The 16,888-nt window shown below is 35.4% G+C and carries 10 protein-coding genes and 1 rRNA gene; 6 read left to right on the top strand and 5 right to left on the bottom strand.

Annotated features, from left to right (window positions below; genetic code table 11):
* Window positions 1-14: 14 nt before the first annotated feature.
* From cdd to O6P34_RS07015, 4 genes are all read left to right on the top strand, one after another.
* Window positions 15-497: a cytidine deaminase gene (cdd, locus tag O6P34_RS07030; protein ID WP_269686611.1), complete on the top strand. Its 483-nt coding sequence runs from the start codon at window positions 15-17 to the stop codon at window positions 495-497.
* Window positions 498-642: 145 nt separating this feature from the next.
* A complete protein-coding gene (gene pdhA, locus O6P34_RS07025) occupies window positions 643-1,641 on the top strand; it encodes a pyruvate dehydrogenase (acetyl-transferring) E1 component subunit alpha (RefSeq protein ID WP_269686610.1) in 999 nt (332 codons plus the stop codon).
* An 8-nt stretch (window positions 1,642-1,649) separates the two neighbouring features.
* Complete coding sequence (locus O6P34_RS07020; protein WP_269686609.1) at window positions 1,650-3,281, top strand: dihydrolipoamide acetyltransferase family protein; 1,632 nt, start codon at window positions 1,650-1,652, stop codon at window positions 3,279-3,281.
* Window positions 3,282-3,390: 109 nt separating this feature from the next.
* Complete coding sequence (locus O6P34_RS07015; RefSeq protein ID WP_269686608.1) at window positions 3,391-4,632, top strand: NAD(P)/FAD-dependent oxidoreductase; 1,242 nt, start codon at window positions 3,391-3,393, stop codon at window positions 4,630-4,632.
* A gap of 21 nt (window positions 4,633-4,653) precedes the next feature.
* Here O6P34_RS07015 and O6P34_RS07010 read toward each other — a convergent pair whose 3' ends face one another.
* Complete coding sequence (locus O6P34_RS07010) at window positions 4,654-5,901, bottom strand: glycosyltransferase (protein ID WP_269686607.1); 1,248 nt, start codon at window positions 5,899-5,901, stop codon at window positions 4,654-4,656.
* Window positions 5,902-6,014: 113 nt separating this feature from the next.
* Between O6P34_RS07010 and O6P34_RS07005 the strand changes: the two genes are divergently transcribed.
* A complete protein-coding gene (locus O6P34_RS07005; RefSeq protein WP_269686606.1) occupies window positions 6,015-6,596 on the top strand; it encodes a MiaE family protein in 582 nt (193 codons plus the stop codon).
* Between the two features lie 82 nt (window positions 6,597-6,678).
* Here O6P34_RS07005 and O6P34_RS07000 read toward each other — a convergent pair whose 3' ends face one another.
* From O6P34_RS07000 to O6P34_RS06990, 3 genes are read right to left on the bottom strand one after another with little or no spacing between them, the layout of a single operon-like run.
* Complete coding sequence (locus O6P34_RS07000; RefSeq protein WP_269686605.1) at window positions 6,679-8,541, bottom strand: OmpA family protein; 1,863 nt, start codon at window positions 8,539-8,541, stop codon at window positions 6,679-6,681.
* Window positions 8,542-8,559: 18 nt separating this feature from the next.
* Window positions 8,560-9,480 carry a PorP/SprF family type IX secretion system membrane protein gene (locus O6P34_RS06995; RefSeq protein WP_269686604.1) on the bottom strand — a complete coding sequence of 307 codons (921 nt, stop codon included), beginning with the start codon at window positions 9,478-9,480 and terminating at the stop codon, window positions 8,560-8,562.
* Between the two features lie 59 nt (window positions 9,481-9,539).
* Window positions 9,540-15,104, bottom strand: a complete 5,565-nt coding sequence (locus tag O6P34_RS06990) for a T9SS type B sorting domain-containing protein (RefSeq protein WP_269686603.1) — start codon at window positions 15,102-15,104, stop codon at window positions 9,540-9,542.
* 542 nt (window positions 15,105-15,646) lie between these two features.
* Here O6P34_RS06990 and O6P34_RS06985 point away from each other — a divergent pair.
* Window positions 15,647-15,922 (top strand): hypothetical protein, encoded by a 276-nt coding sequence (locus O6P34_RS06985; RefSeq protein ID WP_269686602.1) that lies wholly within the window; start codon window positions 15,647-15,649, stop codon window positions 15,920-15,922.
* A 714-nt stretch (window positions 15,923-16,636) separates the two neighbouring features.
* Here the strand turns inward: O6P34_RS06985 and rrf are convergent.
* A 5S ribosomal RNA gene (gene rrf, locus O6P34_RS06980) occupies window positions 16,637-16,746 on the bottom strand.
* Window positions 16,747-16,888: the final 142 nt, after the last annotated feature.

Below are 16,888 nucleotides of genomic sequence, written 5' to 3'. Positions count from 1 at the left end.
TTCCTTAAACAATAATGAAAGAAATAACAATAACCACACAATTCTCCGTTTTCGATTCCGTTCAGGAATTACCAACTGACATTCAAGATTTAATGCAACAAGCCGTTGCCATACGAAAAAATGCTTATGCTCCTTATTCCTTATTTAGAGTTGGTGTAGCATTAGTTTTAGACAACGGAAAAATAGTTTTGGGTTCCAATCAAGAGAATGCCGCCTATCCTTCGGGACTTTGTGCGGAACGGGTTGCTATTTTTCAAGCAGGAGCAATCTATCCGGAAGCCAAAATTTTAAAAATGGCAATCACCGCTGCTTCAGATAATAATAAAACTACTACTCCAATTCCGCCATGCGGTTCCTGCAGGCAATCTATTGCCGAATACGAAATAAAACAAAACACCCCTATTGAAATATATTTCATGGGAGAAATCGGTGCTATTTATAAATCAGCATCCCTAAAAAACTTACTTCCTTTTATGTTTGACAAAAACTTCTTGTAAAAAACCCAAAAACTAGCTTATAAATTTTACTTCTTAGTTGGAATGTCTTATTTTTGCCTTTCGCAAATTTGTGGGAGGAAACTATTTTGCGTTATAGGTCACAATTGATAACACAATAACACTTTAGCAAAAGAAAACTATTCAGATGAAAGAAGTTACAAAAGAAGTTTACTTAAAATGGTATGAGGACATGCTCCTTTGGAGAAAGTTTGAAGACAAACTTGCAGCATTATACATACAACAAAAGGTTAGAGGATTTCTACACTTATACAACGGTCAAGAAGCTGTATTAGCTGGAGCATTACATGCTATGGACTTGACTAAAGACAAAATGATTACGGCTTACAGAAACCACGTGCAACCAATTGGGATGGGCGTAGATCCAAGACGCGTAATGGCCGAACTTTTAGGAAAAGTAACCGGTACTTCAAAAGGAATGGGCGGTTCTATGCACATTTTCTCAAAAGAACACCGTTTTTATGGTGGTCACGGAATTGTAGGTGCACAAATTCCTGTAGGAGCTGGATTAGCTTTTGCAGATAAATATTTTGAAACAGGCGGTGTTACCATGACCTATTTTGGTGATGGTGCTGCACGACAAGGTTCTTTGCATGAAGCTTTTAACATGGCTATGTTATGGAAACTTCCTGTGGTTTTTATCGTTGAAAACAACGGTTATGCAATGGGAACATCAGTAGAAAGAACAGCAAACCATACTGATATTTGGAAATTAGGTTTAGGATACGAAATGCCTTGCGGACCAGTTGACGGAATGAATCCTGTAAAAGTGGCTGAAGCTATGACAGAAGCTATCGAAAGAGCGCGTCGCGGTGACGGACCAACTTTCCTTGAAATGAAAACCTACCGTTATAGAGGTCACTCTATGTCTGACGCACAATTATACCGTTCGAAAGATGAAGTGGAAGAATACAAAAAAATAGATCCAATTACACAAGTTTTAGATGTAATTATAGATCAAAAATATGCAACCGAAGCTGAAATTGAAGTAATTGACCAAAGGGTAAAAGATTTAGTGGAAGAATGTGTGAAATTCGCAGAAGAATCACCTTATCCTGAAATTCAACAATTATACGATGTAGTGTACGCACAAGAAGACTACCCATTTTTACCTCATAAATTATAAAATCTATTATGGCAACAATTATTACAATGCCTCGTTTGAGCGATACGATGACAGAAGGAACGGTAGCAACTTGGCTAAAAAAAGTAGGAGACAAAATCAGCGAAGGAGATATCCTTGCAGAAATTGAAACTGACAAAGCAACCATGGAATTCGAATCCTTTAATGAAGGAACACTTTTATACATAGGCATCCCAGAAGGAGAAACTGCACCAGTAGATTCTTTATTGGCAATTATAGGAAATGAAGGCGAAGATGTTTCAGCATTAATAGCCGGAAAACCAGAAGCAGCTGCCTCAGCTGAAGCAACACCTGCAACTGAAGTTAAAAAAGAAGAAGCAACTACTGTACCAGCAGCTTCTGCATTACCAAAAGGAGTTGTTGTTGTCACTATGCCTCGCCTAAGCGATACAATGACTGAAGGAACTGTAGCCACTTGGTTAAAAAAAGTAGGCGACACTGTTGCCGAAGGAGACATTCTTGCTGAAATTGAAACCGATAAAGCAACAATGGAATTCGAATCTTTCAATGAAGGAACATTATTATACATAGGAATCCAGGAAGGAAATACTGCTCCTGTTGACAGTCTTTTGGCTATCATAGGACCTGCAGGAACTGATATCACCGGTATTGCCGAAAATTACACAAACGGAGGAGCACCTCAAGCTGCTGTTGCAACTGAAGAAGCGAAAGCAGCACCCGATGAAAAAGCAGCTCCAATTGTTCAAGAAGCATCAACTGACGGACAACGAATTCTAGCATCACCATTAGCAAAGAAAATTGCAAGTGACAAAGGAATTCAATTAACTCAAGTAAAAGGTTCTGGAGAAAATGGACGTATCGTAAAAAGCGATATTGAAAACTTTACACCACAAACTGCTACTACTCCAGCAACGACAACTATAGCTTCAGGAAAAACAGAAACTGCGGCTGCGCCAAAAGTATTTGTTCCTGCAGGAGAAGTTTTCACTGAAGAAATCAAGAATTCGCAAATGCGTAAAATCATTGCGAAGCGTTTAGCAGAATCTTTATTTACAGCGCCACATTACAACTTAGTAATTGAGGTAACTATGGATGAAGCAATGAAATCCAGAGCTATCATTAACAGCGTTCCTGATACAAAAGTATCATTTAACGATATGGTAATAAAAGCTTGCGCATTAGCTTTGAAAAAACATCCAAAAATAAATTCTCAATGGAGAGAAGATGCTATAATCATAAACCATCATGTAAATATTGGTGTAGCTGTAGCTGTTGAAGACGGATTAGTAGTTCCTGTACTGCGTTTTACAGATGCTATGAGTCTTTCACAAATTGGAGGAAACGTTAGAGATCTTGCAGGAAGAGCAAAAAACAAAAAATTACTGCCAACCGAAATGGAAGGAAGTACTTTTACGGTTTCTAATCTTGGAATGTTTGGTATTACAGAATTCAATTCTATCATCAACCAACCGAATTCTGCCATCCTTTCTGTAGGAGCTATTGTAGAAAAACCAGTAGTAAAAAACGGACAAATTGTAGTAGGAAATACTATGATGTTATCTTTAGCTTGCGATCACAGAACAATTGACGGAGCAACCGGAGCACAATTTTTACAAACATTGAAACAATATATTGAAAACCCAGTTACAATGCTTGCTTAAATAGCTTGTAACTTTATAATAGAAATCCCGTTTTGAACAATCAGAACGGGATTTTTGATTTTTCAAGAGTTAAAATCCTTAATTTTGAAACCTCATTCAAATCCAAACAATGAAACCAACCATCACAATTATAGGCGCAGGGATTTCAGGTTTAACCGCAGCAGTTTATTTATATCAAAAAGGATACAACGTTCAAATTCTTGAAGCAAGTGAACGTGCTGGGGGACGAATCAAAACCGACATAATTGATGGTTTTCAACTCGATAGAGGCTTTCAGGTATTATTGACTGAATATCCCGAAACCAAAGCGTTGTTGGATTATAAAAAATTAAATCTAAAACGATTTTTACCAGGCGCAACTGTACTTTATGATAAAGGACAATTCGAAATTGCCGATCCATTTAGGCGCCCAACGGCAACATTTGCAACATTATTTGCGCCCGTTGGTTCTCTAAAAGATAAAATAAACACCTTTTTTTTGAAAAATAAATTGGTTAAAATTGCCGTTTCTGATGTATTCAAACAACTTGAAGTCGATACTATTTCTCAACTCAAAAAGTATGGTTTCAGTCAAAAAATGATTGACCGTTTTTACAAACCTTTCTTTTCGGGCATTTTTCTGGAAAACGATTTAAAAACATCGAGCAATATGTTTGATTTTGTAATGAAAATGTTTTCCGAAGGCGATGCTGCTATTCCAGAATTGGGTATGGAAGAAATTCCTAAACAATTGGTGGCGATGCTGCCTGCAAATTCAATTCAATACAACGTAAAAGTTAACGCAATCGAAAAGAACAAAATTATTTGTGAAGACGGAACAATTCTTGAAGCGGATAAAATAGTTATTGCTACAGAAGCTATCGGACTTGCTGGGAATTACATTTCGAAAACAAAACAAAACTTCCATCAAGTGACCAATGTTTATTTTGAAGCCAAAATAGCTCCTACCAAAAAAGCGGTTGTGGTTTTAAATGCTTCCACCGATAAAAAATGGGTCAATAATTTGACAGTAATGTCCAATATCTCGAATAAATATGCACCAATAGGAAAGGTTTTGATTTCCATATCATACAACGGTATTCCAGCAATTGACGATACAACTCTTGCCGAAAATATGAAAACCGAACTTAAAAAATGGTACGGAAACCAAGTACAAGATTGGAAAATGTTAAAAACCTATCGCATCAATTATGCGCTACCAAATCAAGAAAATGTATCCAATGAAGTGCCTAATTCCCAAATTAAAATAAACGACAATTTATTTATTTGCGGAGATCATTTATTGAACGGTTCGATAAACGCAGCAATGAAATCAGGACGAATTGTTGCCGAATTGATTGATGAGATATAATGAAATAATTGATTGAAACTCCTAACCTTTCCCATTCTTTTCCTCAATCCACCGCGACATATATTTTGTACTGGTCAAAGTATGATGTTGCAATAGTGATCCCATAAAATTATTCAGTCGATGTTGCTTTAAATGAGTTTGAACTTTTAAAATATGCTTGACAAAATCATCCGCAAACAAGGATTTAAAATAACGTTTTTCTATAATTTCAAAACCATTTTCTTGGGCTTTTAGCCAAATGGATTTGTCTTGATACAATTGTACTGCTTTATCTGCAAAAACTTGTACATCATCTGTAACAAAACCATTCCAAGGCAAATTACCATGCATAGATTCAGCACCAATATTCGTCGTTATACTTGGCGTTCCACATTGCATGGCTTCCAATAATTTTCCTTTAATACCTGCGCCAAAACGCAAAGGCGCCAAAACAACACGGGCTTTTTTGACTACATCTTGAGCATTTTGCGCACGACCCATTATTAAAAAACCCTCTTTGTCGTTATGCAATTGCAAAACTTTTTGTGAAGGATAAGCGCCATAAACATGTAAAACAGCTCCCGGAACTTGTTTTTTAATTAAAGGCCAAATTATTTCTTTCAAATACTGAACCGCATTCCAATTGGGTTCGTGAAGAAAATTTCCGATAAAAATAAAATTGCTTCGTTCTTCAAAAGCCGGTAATTTTTGAAGAGATTCAATTGGCGTCGGCTCAACTAAAAAGGGTAGATAATACAGAATATTTTTATCAATTTTAAAAACGGACTCTAGTAATTCCATCTCAAATTCAGCAATCATAAAAGACAAATCACAGCGTAAGATACTGGCTATTTCTCGTTTCGCTACTTCTTCAGACAGTAAATCGGAGGTTAAAAAGTCTCGATTTTCTTTAAATGCATTTTGTCTTGCCAAACGCAAACAATGTAAATCTTCGGTATCTAATAATCGTAAAGCATCCGGACAATTTTCGGCTACACGCCAACCAAATTGCTCTTCCATCATAAAACGATCAAATAAAACCACTGTAGGATTCAGTTCTTTTATAAAAATATCAAAACTCGAATTATTTAATTCAATAGTCTTTTTTTCAACTCCAAATTCAGCTAAATCAACCATAAAATCGCTATTTTGAGCTGGACTCGCAAACGTAATATGAAATCTTTTTGCTTTAAAAAGCGAAATCAATTGCATCATTCTTCCTCCTGCTGCCGATGAATTGGGCTCTGGCCAAACAAAACCAATAATTAAAAGCTTTCGAACTGAATTCATAATTGTATAAAATTTCTATTTGCAAAATAATACTATTTTGATGGCAATCGTATCATTTGAAGAGAAAATAGAGTAGAAAACACTAATTTTGTCACACAACAAATTCCAATATCATGTTAGGATTAAAATTAGCTACAGACCCACGCTGGGTAAACATCGTTGAATCGAATATCGAAGAAATACTTACCGACCATGCTTGGTGCGAACAAAAAGCGGCTTCAAACGCGATTAGTATCGTCACCTATAACTCTGAACTGGAAGAATTAGTAACCGAAATGTTAATCATCGCCAAAGAAGAATTAGACCACTTGCAATTAGTTCATGAATTAATCAAGAAAAAAGGATTGACTTTAGGCCGTGAACGAAAAGATCATTATGTAAATGAACTTTTTAAATTCATGAAAAAAGACGGGAGCCGCAAAGATGCGTTATGTGACCGATTATTGTTTTCGGCCATGATCGAAGCACGAAGTTGCGAACGATTTAAAGTATTATCTGAAAATATTAAAGATCCGGAATTGGCTAAATTCTATCGTGATCTCATGATTTCTGAAGCGGGTCATTACACTACTTTTTTGGGCTTTGCCAGAAAATATGCTGATAATATTGATGTTGATAAACGTTGGGCCGCATGGATTGACTTTGAAACTTCTATCATTGTAAATTACGGAAAAAATGAAACCGTACATGGATAAATAAATACTGATATCATACCTATTAAAAACAAAAGAGGATGTTTTACCGAACATCCTCTTTTGTTTTTAAATTTTACGTTTACTATTTAACTATCATAAACTCTGAACGTCGGTTTAATGTATGTTCGTCTTCAGAACATTTCTTGCAGTTTACTTTTGGATCTGATTCTCCAAAACCTTTTCCTGATATTCTGCTGGCATCAATTCCTTTTGAGATTATATATTGAACTGTCGATTTTGCTCTTCGATCTGAAAGCTTCAAATTATATTGATTCGTTCCTCTGAAATCCGTATGCGATTTAGCATAAATAATCAAATTTTTATTTTGGGACATTATGTAAACCAACTTATCCAGCTCTGCCGCACCCCATTTTGTAATGGTACTTTTATCATTTTCAAAATAAATAGGTTTCAAAACAATTTCAGTCTCCGTTACAATCACTTCTATTGGAGTCACAACAGCATTAATGAACACTTTTCCTCCTTTTAATTTTGCTATTGGAAATTTTCCGGTTACAAAACCATCTTTATAAACTTCTATTGCATATGCTTTTTGGCATTCTAAATCATAAAGCACTTCTCCTTTTTCATTAGAATATTGAGTGTCTAAAACGGTTCCGTTTTCGTCTAGGATAACTACTTTAGAATTCGGAATAAGTGCTTCAGTTTTTGCATTTTGTACAACCGTTAGCACTTGCCCTTTACATACTGGAACTGTGCTGTAAATATCATCACTTCCAGCTCTGTTACTGGATAAATAACCAATATTTTTTTCTTTATTGTATGTAAATGCAAAATCATCTTTTTCAGTATTTACAGGTTTACCAATGTTACTAGGCGCTCCATTTTGATTTAAATCTACAGAAAAGACATCTAATCCTCCAAAACCGGCTAACCCATTAGACGAAAAATATAAAATAGCATCTTCTGTGATGAATGGAAAATTTTCGTCTCCAAAAGTATTTATTTTATCTCCCATATTCTCTGGAGTTCCAAAAGTTCCATCAGCATTTACAGCCACTTTCCAAATATCTGTTCCTCCAATAGAACCTGGCATATTAGAGGCAAAATAAAGGGTTTTGCCTTCCTTATCTATTGACGGATTACCTGCTGAAAAGCTTTTACTATTGAATGGTAACGGAGTAATTGCTCCCCATTTTCCATTTTCTTTGCTTGCTTTATAAAGATTTACTTGACCAAATTTTAATTTTTTGGCACTGTCTTTCTCAAATAATTTATCTTTTAGACTTTCACTCGAAAAATAAATGGTGTTCCCATCTTTAGTCATTGTCAAAGGCCCCTCATGGAAAGTTGAATTTAATTCTGTTACAGGAATTGGCTCTGAATATTTTTTATTTTCGTTGTAAGTAGATTGATAAATATCTAAAAAAGGCTCGTCATTCCATCCATAAGTTTTATTACTTTCATTTCTGGCACTTGCAAAATAAAGAACGTCTCCGTAAAGCACTGCGCCAAAATCAGATCGATTTGAATTCAGTGAAATTTTATTCACCTCAAAAAGTTTTTCTTTATTGATTAACTCCGAAAGGTAATCCGGATTTGCTATGAATTCTTTGGCTCTTTGATCGTTTGGCACCATCGTGGCAAAAGCTTTCATTTGCTCATTAGCCTCTGCATATTTCCCGTTTGATTTAAGCACTTGAGCATATCTATAATATGTTTCTGCGGCTTGATTGGTTTTAACCGCTTGGCTATACCACTTTTCGGCCGCAACTGTATTGTGCATATTATAATAACAATCCCCCAATTGCTTTTGAACATATCCGTCTGATTTTCCGATTTCAACCAAAGCCAAATATTCTTGTACAGCCTGAACGTATTCGTATCTTTCAACTAATTTATCAGCGCCTTTTGTACTTTTATTTTGTGCGCTAAGAGAAAATCCAGCAACCACAAAAAACAATAGTATCGTATTTATTTTCATTAACTATTAATTTTGATGTTAAAAAAACCTTGGTGAACGTGAAACTTTTTTTGGCACAAATAAATCATACAAAACAATAAATTCATGAGAAGACGGCGAAGTCCTATTCAAATCTGAAACGATATGATCGTATGCATAACCGATACGCAATTCAGGTGTTACAACAAAATTCACCATAGCTCCAAAACTGTCTTCTAATCGATAAGTGGCTCCCAATTCAAATTTTTCTTTGTATAAAAAATTAGCCGAAACATCTAGCGAAGGTGACACATTAAATGCGGATTTCAACATAAAAGAAGGTTTGAATTTTAATTCATAATTAACATCAAATACGTAACCTGCCGTTAAAAAATAATGTGACACATCAGAACCATATTCTCTCCCGTTATAATCTAAATGCGCTGATTTTATCATATTAGGAACCGAAAAGGAAACATAATATTTATCGGTATAATAAAAAACACCTGTTCCTAAATTTAAAGAAGTATCGCTGATATCTTCTCCAAAAATACCTTCTGAAGGATCTGGCAAACTCGACTGAATGTCCCTTAATCCTACTTTATGAAATGAAAATCCTGCTTTCAAACCAAATGCTAATCGCTGAGTATCTCCTAATTTTAAGGTATAAGAGAAATCTCCAAAAACATTCTGCTCTGTTACCGGTCCGATTTTATCTGAAATTAACGACAAACCAACTCCTACATTATCTCCTACTGGCGTATGTCCGGAAAAACTAAATGTTGTAGGCGCATCTTCTATATTTACCCATTGTTTTCTGTATAAAAGTCCAAAAGAAATACTTTCTTTAGATCCTGCATAAGCTGGATTTATGACATTCATATTATACATATACTGTGTGTAATGAGGATTTTGTTGTGCTTGCACATCCATGAAAGTCATAAAGACAACTACCAGAGAAGTTAAAAATATTTTATTCATATCTATTTTTTTTGTTTTTTGAAGAGCTACATAAAGATCTTCATAAATATATTAAGCTATTATTTTTCTCTGATTAGATAAATCCAACCTGTTTTTGATTGTCCGTTATTCATTTCTATCACATAATAATAAGTAGCACTTGGAAGTTCATTGCCATTATCCGACTGACCTTTCCATTGATCTGTATAATTAGATTGACTGTACACTTTTATACCATATCTATTGAATATTTCTAGTTTTTTGATATCCATTAATCTTAAATCAAAATAGTCATTTAATCCGTTACCGTCAGGCGAAATCCCTTTTTGTAAATTACAATAAATAGACTCAACGGTTACTTTCTCTGATGTTTCACAACCTGTACTTGCAGAGGTAATAGTCAAAGTATATTCTAATGGAAAAGTTTCCGTTTCTAAAGAAGACTCAATTGCTTCAGACACATTCAAAACATTTGAATTCGTTCCTACTGAAACATTATTTTTATCTGTCCATACATAAGAAACAGTATTAGGATCATATGAATTCTCTAATGGACTTGCTGTTAAAGTGAATTGTTTATTATCACAATCCTCAATTGTTTCAAATTGAATTTGTGGAGGAACTGGATTTATTGTTTGTGAAGTCCCGGAAGAAATGCAAGCTATACTACTTGTAAATCGAACACTTAATATATAATTTCCTGGCGCTACGTTTTCAAACACATTACTGTCTTGATAACCATTTCCAATACTATATTGAACATCTGATTGAGGAGTAATTTCAATACTTCCTGTAGGCTCTAAACAGGTAGGTTGAATTATCTGTACCAAAGTTGGTACTGCAGGTAATGGCGGAAGTGCATCAACTAATACACTAGATACACTTTGAACAGAACAAGTATGATCTGCAATGTTTCTAACATATAATGTATACGTATTAGGCACTAATCCTGAAAACATTTCACTCGTCTGATATGTCGTCCCGTTTAAACTATATTCTACTCCGGTTTGAGTCACTATAGTAATTGTACCGGATGGTATAGCACAAGTTGGTTGTACCACACTAAACAGGGTTGGCGCAATTGGCGGAGTAGGAACGGCATTAATAGTCACAACAGAAGAAGAAACTATTGCACAAGTATGATCTCCACTATTTCTTACATATAAAGTATAGCTACCTGGTATTAATCCCGTAAAAGTATTTGATCCTTGATAAGTAGTACCATCTAAACTGTATTCCATTCCCGTTTGTTGTGTAATCACAATAGTACCTGATTGCACAGCACAAGTTGGCTGTACTATACTGCTAATCGTAGCTACTGGTTGCAATGGAACAGCATTGATAGTAACCTGAGTTGGCGAAGTCGTAACGCAAGTTGCATCTGCACTATTTCTTACATATAATGTATAGCTTTTGGGTGCCAATGAACCGAAAATATTTGATTCTTGATAAGTAGTACCATCTAAACTGTACTCTACCCCGGACTGTGTGGTTATTGTTATCGTGCCACTTGGAATTGCGCAAGTCGGTTGAACCAAACTTATTGTAGTTGGAACTACCGGTGGCAACGGAACGGCATTGATAGTAACCTGAGTTGGCGAAGTCGTAACGCAAGTAGCGTCAGCACTATTTCTTACATATAATGTATAGTTTTTTGGTGCCAATGAACCGAAAATATTTGATTCTTGATAAGTAGTACCATCTAAACTGTACTCTACCCCGGACTGTGTGGTTATTGTTATCGTGCCACTTGGAATTGCGCAAGTCGGTTGAACTACACTTACTGTAGTTGGAACTACTGGTTGCAATGGAACAGCATTGATAGTAACCTGAGTTGGCGAAGTCGTAACGCAAGTAGCGTCAGCACTATTTCTTACATACAATGTATAGTTTTTTGGTGCCAATGAACCGAAAATATTTGATTCTTGATAAGCAGTACCATCCAAACTGTATTCTACTCCCGATTGTGTGGTTATTGTTATCGTGCCGCTTGGAATTGCGCAAGTCGGTTGAACTACACTTACTGTAGTTGGAACTACCGGTGGCAATGGAACGGCATTGATAGTAACCTGAGTTGGTGAAAGCGTAACGCAAGTAGCGTCAGCACTATTTCTTACATATAATGTATAGTTTTTTGGTGCCAATGAACCGAAGACATTTGATTCTTGATAAGTAGTACCATCTAAACTGTACTCTACTCCGGATTGTGTGGTTATTGTTATCGTACCGCTTGGAATTGCGCAAGTCGGTTGAACCAAACTTATTGTAGTTGGAACTACCGGTGGCAACGGAACGGCATTGATAGTAACCTGAGTTGGCGAAGTCGTAACGCAAGTAGCGTCAGCACTATTTCTTACATATAATGTATAGTTTTTTGGTGCCAATGAACCGAAAATATTTGATTCTTGATAAGTAGTACCATCTAAACTGTACTCTACCCCGGACTGTGTGGTTATTGTTATCGTGCCACTTGGAATTGCGCAAGTCGGTTGAACTACACTTACTGTAGTTGGAACTACTGGTTGCAATGGAACAGCATTGATAGTAACCTGAGTTGGCGAAGTCGTAACGCAAGTAGCGTCAGCACTATTTCTTACATACAATGTATAGTTTTTTGGTGCCAATGAACCGAAAATATTTGATTCTTGATAAGCAGTACCATCCAAACTGTATTCTACTCCCGATTGTGTGGTTATTGTTATCGTGCCGCTTGGAATTGCGCAAGTCGGTTGAACTACACTTACTGTAGTTGGAACTACCGGTGGCAATGGAACGGCATTGATAGTAACCTGAGTTGGTGAAAGCGTAACGCAAGTAGCGTCAGCACTATTTCTTACATATAATGTATAGTTTTTTGGTGCCAATGAACCGAAGACATTTGATTCTTGATAAGTAGTACCATCTAAACTGTACTCTACTCCGGACTGTGTGGTTATTGTTATCGTACCGCTTGGAATTGCGCAAGTCGGTTGAACCAAACTTATTGTAGTTGGAACTACCGGTGGCAACGGAACGGCATTGATAGTAACCTGAGTTGGCGAAGTCGTAACGCAAGTAGCGTCAGCACTATTTCTTACATATAATGTATAGTTTTTTGGTGCCAATGAACCGAAAATATTTGATTCTTGATAAGTAGTACCATCTAAACTGTACTCTACCCCGGACTGTGTGGTTATTGTTATCGTGCCACTTGGAATTGCGCAAGTCGGTTGAACTACACTTACTGTAGTTGGAACTACTGGTTGCAATGGAACAGCATTGATAGTAACCTGAGTTGGCGAAGTCGTAACGCAAGTAGCGTCAGCACTATTTCTTACATACAATGTATAGTTTTTTGGTGCCAATGAACCGAAAATATTTGATTCTTGATAAGCAGTACCATCCAAACTGTATTCTACTCCCGATTGTGTGGTTATTGTTATCGTGCCGCTTGGAATTGCGCAAGTCGGTTGAACTACACTTACTGTAGTTGGAACTACCGGTGGCAATGGAACGGCATTGATAGTAACCTGAGTTGGTGAAAGCGTAACGCAAGTAGCGTCAGCACTATTTCTTACATATAATGTATAGTTTTTTGGTGCCAATGAACCGAAGACATTTGATTCTTGATAAGTAGTACCATCTAAACTGTACTCTACTCCGGACTGTGTGGTTATTGTTATCGTACCGCTTGGAATTGCGCAAGTCGGTTGAACCAAACTTACTGTAGTTGGAACTACCGGTGGCAACGGAACAGCATTGATAGTAACTTGTATTGAAGGCTCAGATGTACAACTCGTATTTGGATTTGTAACTGTAAATGTATAATCAGTTGCGGCCAACAAATTTTTGAATTCATATGTTGTTCCTGTTCCAGAAACTGCACTTCCAATTGATGGAGTTATTGTCCAAGCACCTTCAGGTAAACCACTGAATAATACACTGCCCGAATTATCAGCACATGTAGGCTGCGTAATTTCATCAACTATTGGTGGTGGAGTAACCTTATATTCTACAGTTACATCTGCTGACGAAGCAATACAAGCACCGCTCGTTATTGTCCAAGTAAAAACATAAATACCTTCAACACTAACCGTTGCCGTAGAAGAACCACTTGAACTATCATTAAAATTAACAGTCCCTGGTCCGGATTTTAATGTCCAAGCGCCTATACCAACAGAAGGTGTATTACCCCCAAGGGCATCACTAGTCAATCCACATTTAAACTGATTTCCTCCAACAGTAGCGATAGTTGGGTTATCAACAAAATTCATTGTAATATTTGATTCTGAATAACAAGGAGTCAATGCCAATGCAGAAACAATTACCGAATTTGGATCTTTTAGATTATAATCAACAGCACCACTTCCATAATCTAAAGTACTTGTTCTTTCTGGACTTAAAAAAGAATTAGTAACATTATAATTTGATAAATCACCATCTTGCATGGTCAATGCAAAAAACTTGATATCACCTGTTGTATAACCAATCAGTGCCTTCAAAACCTCTATTTCAAAACCTAAACTATAATCTGAAATTCCTGTATTATTCTTATTAATACCCATCAAGGCCGAAGGCAATCCAGTTGCTGCGCTACCCAAAGATGTTTTTATAGAATTCCCAGATTTTAATTCAATTATATCAGCATAATAATTCGTTTCGCCGGCATCAGTTGTAATAGCTATACAATAATCTGCTGCAAAATAAGAATCAAATGTACTTGGATTTTTATTAAATAAATTAAATGCCTTAAACTGAGCAAGTGGATCTCCGTCAGTACCATAATCTGAAAGTGGAAATCCGCCTGATTTAGTATCTAAAAACAACAATATGCTTCTGTTGTTAATTAATTTTCCCGCTATACCAAAAACTAATTTATCTTCTGTTGGGCTGATTTTTATAGAATTTAAATAACCTCCGGATGCGTTTGGCGACAAAGCTGCAGAGAGAAAATTATCTTCCATAGGATCAGTACCCCATGCTTTTTCAGTAATTGTACCATCTAAACTTATAGCATATCTTGAACGTACACTAACTTCCTGACCATTAGTCAATGTATTTGTTGTGAATATTCTACTGGTTGACATCGCTTGTTTCACAACACCATCAACTGAAAACTCAAACAAATCAGCTCCACCACTTGCCGTAAAAGTTACTGAAGTGCCCAAACACAATGGATTTTGAATATTATTCTCAGGTGAAACTGTCAAAGTTACTGCGGGCGGAGTACTATAGACTGATGCAACTACAGGAACTCTAATACTAGTATCAGCACCAGATTTACTCTGCACATAATACGTTCTGGTTTTAACGATACTTGGACTAAAATTACTACCCGTAAAAATAGGTGTCACCGAAACCTGACTTGCATACCACTCTATTGTTTCACCAGTATTGACTCCATTCGCATAGAGGTTAACCTGAACTGAATTAACACCATTCCCGCAAGAACTTCCAGCAATCACTACTGGAGGAGGCAAAACTGCTCTAACTCTGGAGGCTCTTAATTTCTTTTTATTCTTTTTGATAGAATCAAGTGAATGAATCGTTATTGATGAATCAAAATCTATTTTTCTTATAGATACGACATCTTCAAAACTTTTTGCAATTAATTGGTTGCCGATTAATAAATGAAAGAGTAAAAATAAAAGTAATTTATTTTTCATAGAACTTATTTTGTTGTTAATAGGAATAATGATTAATAATTTCAAAAAAAATATTAAAAATTTTAAAAAAAATAAAAATAAGCATTTATTTCCATCAAGTAAATTAAAATTTTAACTAAATTTTCACAATTAAAAGAAAAGGTAACTAAGACAATGCACACAAGTAAAACACCTACAAAAAATACAATTGAAGATCGCTAAAAATTTGATTTACTACAACTGATTTTTTATGTTAAGTTATATATGCACTAAAGAACGAGATGCAAACATAATAATATTACTACAATAACTAAAAGAAACATCAAGCAAAGTTTAAAAAAATGTAAACAATCATTTTCATGGTTAAACTATTCTATATGATGAAAAAAGAGAAAATTATTCAATAATTATATTTGACAATTTTTATAATAATATGTAAATTTCGAATTTAAATAAGACCATAATTTAATCCCCCTTTTTTGATGCCAACCCCCAAAATACAAATCAATATTTTATAAAATACTTAAATATCTGGGATTACTTTTAGCAGTATAATTAGCTTAATGTTCATCACTCCATTTGTATATTCCGATAAGATAAAAGAAGAAATTAAAAAATATGCAAATACAAAACTAAATGGGGAGCTTGATTATTCTAATGCTAATGTTTCATTTTTCCACCATTTCCCTTCTTTAACATTGGACTTGAATGGTTTTAATCTTAAAGATTCGGCTCCATATGAAAAAGAAAAATTCATTACTGCCAAAGAAATCTCTTTTGGAATCAATGTTCGAAGTCTGATTTTTAACAAATTAATAAATATTGATCAAAATCAATAAAAAGGGAGAAGCAAATTATATATTTATATTTCTGACAAGAAAATACTACAAGCTTTGATGGTAAATTAAACCTCAAAATGAGATTAGGATTACCGTCTTTAGGAATCATCGGTATTACATTAGTAATAACAGGAAACAAAGAGAATCCAAAAATTAAAATAAGACGAAAAACAGAAGAATAAGAAGAAACAAAAGATACAGAGCAATAGTAGTAAAGCAAAAACGAGAGATAAAAAGAGAAAAGACAAGAACAAATAATATAGAAATATCTACTAAAGGGAAAGGCTTAAATTAAATTTAAGCCTTTTTTTTGCGATCTAAAATAATCAAGCTACGTTTTTATCTAAAAGAATTCGGTGCTATTTAGGATTCATTTTTTTTTCGAAGCAAAACAAGTATCATTTCAGAAGATTATTGCAGCTTGTTCTCTCGAACGATAGCATTTAGAAAGAATGAAAAACGCAATGAGATAAAATACAGTTATAAAACAAAAAACCCTATTCCGATAGGAATAGGGTTTTCAAAAGAAAGTCGACATTTGATAGTAAGAGGAGGAATCCCAGTGTGCTTCAGGTATTTAAATACTTATTAAAAACAAAAAAAGCCTATCTTTTCAGATAGGCTTTCAAAAGAAAGTCGACGAACCGAGGCTTTAGCCGAACACGTCGTTCCTATAAAACAAAAAAGCCTATCTTTTCAGATAGGCTTTCAAAAGAAAGGCGACGACATACTCTCCCACATAACTGCAGTACCATCTGCGCAGGCGGGCTTAACTACTCTGTTCGGGATGGGAAGAGGTGAGCCCCGCCGCAATAACCACCTTAAGGTTGTTAGTCTAAAGTCGAAGGTCTTAAAGTCTAAAGTTGCCTTTTGGACTGTTGACTTTCGTCTTTGGACTGCTCTTGCGTCGAGCAAATATCTTAACATACTGAGATAAAGAAAATAAAAAGTTTATCCTGAACTTGA

The organism is Flavobacterium lacustre, assembly GCF_027474525.2.
In the GTDB taxonomy this organism is placed as follows: Bacteria; Bacteroidota; Bacteroidia; order Flavobacteriales; family Flavobacteriaceae; genus Flavobacterium; species Flavobacterium lacustre.
Note: the sequence above shows the minus strand (reverse complement) of the source record. Positions and strands in the feature narration are given on the sequence as shown.

Excerpts from the sequence above, each read along its gene's own strand:
- cdd (WP_269686611.1), top strand. The coding sequence starts at position 15 with ATGAAAGAAATAACAATAACCACACAATTCTCCGTTTTCGATTCCGTT.
- pdhA (WP_269686610.1), top strand. The coding sequence starts at position 643 with ATGAAAGAAGTTACAAAAGAAGTTTACTTAAAATGGTATGAGGACATG.
- O6P34_RS07020 (WP_269686609.1), top strand. The coding sequence starts at position 1,650 with ATGGCAACAATTATTACAATGCCTCGTTTGAGCGATACGATGACAGAA.
- O6P34_RS07015 (WP_269686608.1), top strand. The coding sequence starts at position 3,391 with ATGAAACCAACCATCACAATTATAGGCGCAGGGATTTCAGGTTTAACC.
- O6P34_RS07010 (WP_269686607.1), bottom strand. The coding sequence starts at position 5,901 with ATGAATTCAGTTCGAAAGCTTTTAATTATTGGTTTTGTTTGGCCAGAG.
- O6P34_RS07005 (WP_269686606.1), top strand. The coding sequence starts at position 6,015 with ATGTTAGGATTAAAATTAGCTACAGACCCACGCTGGGTAAACATCGTT.
- O6P34_RS07000 (WP_269686605.1), bottom strand. The coding sequence starts at position 8,541 with ATGAAAATAAATACGATACTATTGTTTTTTGTGGTTGCTGGATTTTCT.
- O6P34_RS06995 (WP_269686604.1), bottom strand. The coding sequence starts at position 9,480 with ATGAATAAAATATTTTTAACTTCTCTGGTAGTTGTCTTTATGACTTTC.
- O6P34_RS06990 (WP_269686603.1), bottom strand. The coding sequence starts at position 15,104 with ATGAAAAATAAATTACTTTTATTTTTACTCTTTCATTTATTAATCGGC.
- O6P34_RS06985 (WP_269686602.1), top strand. The coding sequence starts at position 15,647 with ATGTTCATCACTCCATTTGTATATTCCGATAAGATAAAAGAAGAAATT.